The 2,950-nt window shown below is 31.3% G+C and carries 2 protein-coding genes; both read right to left on the bottom strand.

Annotated features, from left to right (window positions below):
- Window positions 1–1,847: ATP-dependent DNA helicase (locus H2672_RS18975; protein ID WP_186673950.1), on the bottom strand; the 1,847-nt coding region annotated here is incomplete at its 3' end.
- A 453-nt stretch (window positions 1,848–2,300) separates the two neighbouring features.
- The gene (locus H2672_RS18970; protein WP_255485926.1) at window positions 2,301–2,831 is read right to left on the bottom strand and encodes a hypothetical protein; all 531 of its coding nucleotides are present in this window, start codon (window positions 2,829–2,831) and stop codon (window positions 2,301–2,303) included.
- Window positions 2,832–2,950: the final 119 nt, after the last annotated feature.

The following is a 2,950-nucleotide window of genomic DNA, read 5'->3' as shown; positions in this document are numbered from 1 at the left end:
TCTTTACGAATTAACCGTCCTAAACCTTGGCGCAGCTTTATCAACATCTCTGGAATATATACTTGAGAAAAGCCATCATCTACTAGCGAAGATTTGTAATCTAATATAGGATGTGGCACTGGAAAAGGTAGTTTATATATTATCAGGTTACTTAGTGAAGGACCTGGTATGTTCATACCCTCCCAGAATATTCCTGTAGAAAGAAGTACAGATTTCTCATCTTCAATAAACTGATCTTTAATTTCATTTTGTGAGCTTCCTTCTACTTGAACTAATATATTCCATGGTAAGTTTAGTACTCGTAAATTTTTATAAACATCCATCATATCCTCTTTAGAAGTAAAGAGAATCATAGCTCTGCCATCCGTCAACTTCAAAAGTCTCAATATTTCACTGAATGCGGCTTCCTTATATTGATCTTTCTCCTTTCGAGAAGGTAAATCATTTGGTATATAGATTAAAGCATTACTATCATAATTAAATGGGGATGGTTTTGGGTCTGCTACCGCAAGTTGTCCAGTTGTTAAGGAATCCATTCCTAAACTGTTAATCAAGTAATCATATTTATCATAATTTGTTATTCCGGGTTGCGATATTGTTGCAGATGTTAAAATAATAGGTTTATCAATAACCTCAAATAAATAGTTGTGGATAATTTCTCCCATCTCTTTAGGTATGGAATTTAGTCTTAACGATTTATTATTATTCTTTTTCATTTCTAACCAATATATCCGATTATGCTGTTCAATAATATCATTCAAAAAACTAATCAAAACCTCAGACTTGTATAATGTGTCATCTAATTCATCATTTTCAACATCTAACAACTGTGCTGAAATATTAAAATTATTAAGGTCTTCTATAAGTATATCAATTTCGTCTTCATGAGTGAGTTCGATTTTAAATGTTTGAATATCATTTCCGTCATCATCCCCTGACTTCTGAATACAATATAGATACAGATTATGGAATACCCTTTCTAATCTGATAAGGATTCTTTCCTTAGTTTTTTCGTTCTCTTCATAGTTGTCGCTTCTACTTAAAAATTTCCCTATTGAATAAAGTAAATCTTTTATTTCTCCTAGCCCCCAACTCTCTGAAAGTGAGTTCCGAGCTTTCTCTTCTAAATTATGAGCCTCGTCTATGATAATAATACTAGTATCTAAAGGGAATAGTGGATTACGTCCTACTTTTAATGATTTTGCGTTTGCAATCAACTGATCATGATTCGTTACAATAACACTATTATTTTTCTTCATTCGGTCCCTAAGCTCCATGTACTTACACTCTGAAAAAAAAGCACATTTTCTAAAACTGCATTTGCTAACATTTACTTTTCCCCATACATCATTAATATCCGGAATTAGTTTATTCAGATCCACTTTATCACCGTATTCAGATACTCGCGTCCAATCATTGATCCAGTCAGGTTTATTGGTTTGCTTTCCATATCTTTGATTTATACGAGACTTACATAGAAAGTGACTCATCCCTTTAGCCAAAACAGGATTAATTGATAATCCCATATAATCTTTTAAAAGTTTTATATCTTCCATTAATTGTTCTTGCAACGCTATTGTTCCTGTAGATATTACTACTGAAAAACCACCACGATCCACACTTTGTAATTGCAAGAGCGGGGCTAAATAGCCAAATGATTTACCCGTACCTACTTCTGCTTCTATAATTAAACACTTACTTCTATTTTTCAGCATATTTAGAATATCTTCTGTATACTCTATCTGAGGTTTTCTAACACTATAGCCCAACGACGGCAGTTGCTTCTCAAAAAAGAGATAGCTAACTTTATAGCCTAAATTATCAATATCAAGTGAAGTATATCGCATATTCTCCTCCTCAATGGATTTTACTATTTGAAATTGACGATTCATAAATATATTTCTAATAATACAATCATAACACAATATACAGTGTCAATATGAGTCCTATTAAACGACATGTAGTATAACATCTAATTTAGTTTGTCCAGATGATAAGATAATTCGGAACTATTTCATTAAAATTTAGGCTTTTTTTTAATACTTACTCCCTTATATGGTCTTTTTCACCTTTATCAAGATTTTTGATATATACATTTCTTGATTTAACATATTTCAATTAGATAATCCTCTTATATTAAGACACTAACATATGACACCACGATAACCCCTAAAAGGCACTATCATTTTCGGGTGTCCAAAGTCAAAAGTTATGACACTTATCAACGTGATAAAAAGATTGTCTTTTGACAATCCTTTTTTTCAACTAAAGCACCCGTTAGTTGAAGAAGGAAATTAAATTTAACTTTTCTTCAATTCTTCAATTTCAAAATCCATCTTCCCATCTCTATACTTCGCAAACGAGTCATCTTTTTCACCGATTAACAATTTTCCTTCATAAATCTCGGCAACTTCATTCCATTTAAATTTCTGTCCATTCTGTTCTACTTCGAGCTTTATATGGTGCCAAAATGAGTGACCGTCTTCATACTCAACATCTACAATTTCAAAGTCTTTTAATTTATAATTTTGTTCCTTCAATACATCTACTTTCTTTAAATAAAATGCTTTGGTTTCTTCATCGGATAATGTAGTCACTTCAGCTAATTTACTATCTTCAGTTTTGCTATCATAATCATATAAATGTAATTGTTCAAACGCTTTTTCATAATCTTCATCTATTATAGCTTGGTAATAATTTTTGATAATACCTTCAGCTTTCTTTTCTTCAATGAAATTACACCCTGTCAACATAAGACTTAATGTTAAAACAAACAATATTGGAATAGTTTTCTTCATAAATACAATTGAACGTATACTAAATTGCTTCATAATACACCCCTAGTTCATTTTCTAAATATGACTCTATATATCGTAAAAAGTTTCATTTTTTCTTGAACTAACCTGCCCCTTTAGTTCAATAAGAAAAAAAGCTTTACTCCTTCCTGAAG

It is taken from the genome of Sporosarcina sp. BP05 (assembly GCF_014282005.1).
Classification (GTDB): domain Bacteria; phylum Bacillota; class Bacilli; order Bacillales_A; family Planococcaceae; genus Sporosarcina.
This window is presented reverse-complemented; position numbering and strand designations above follow the sequence as displayed.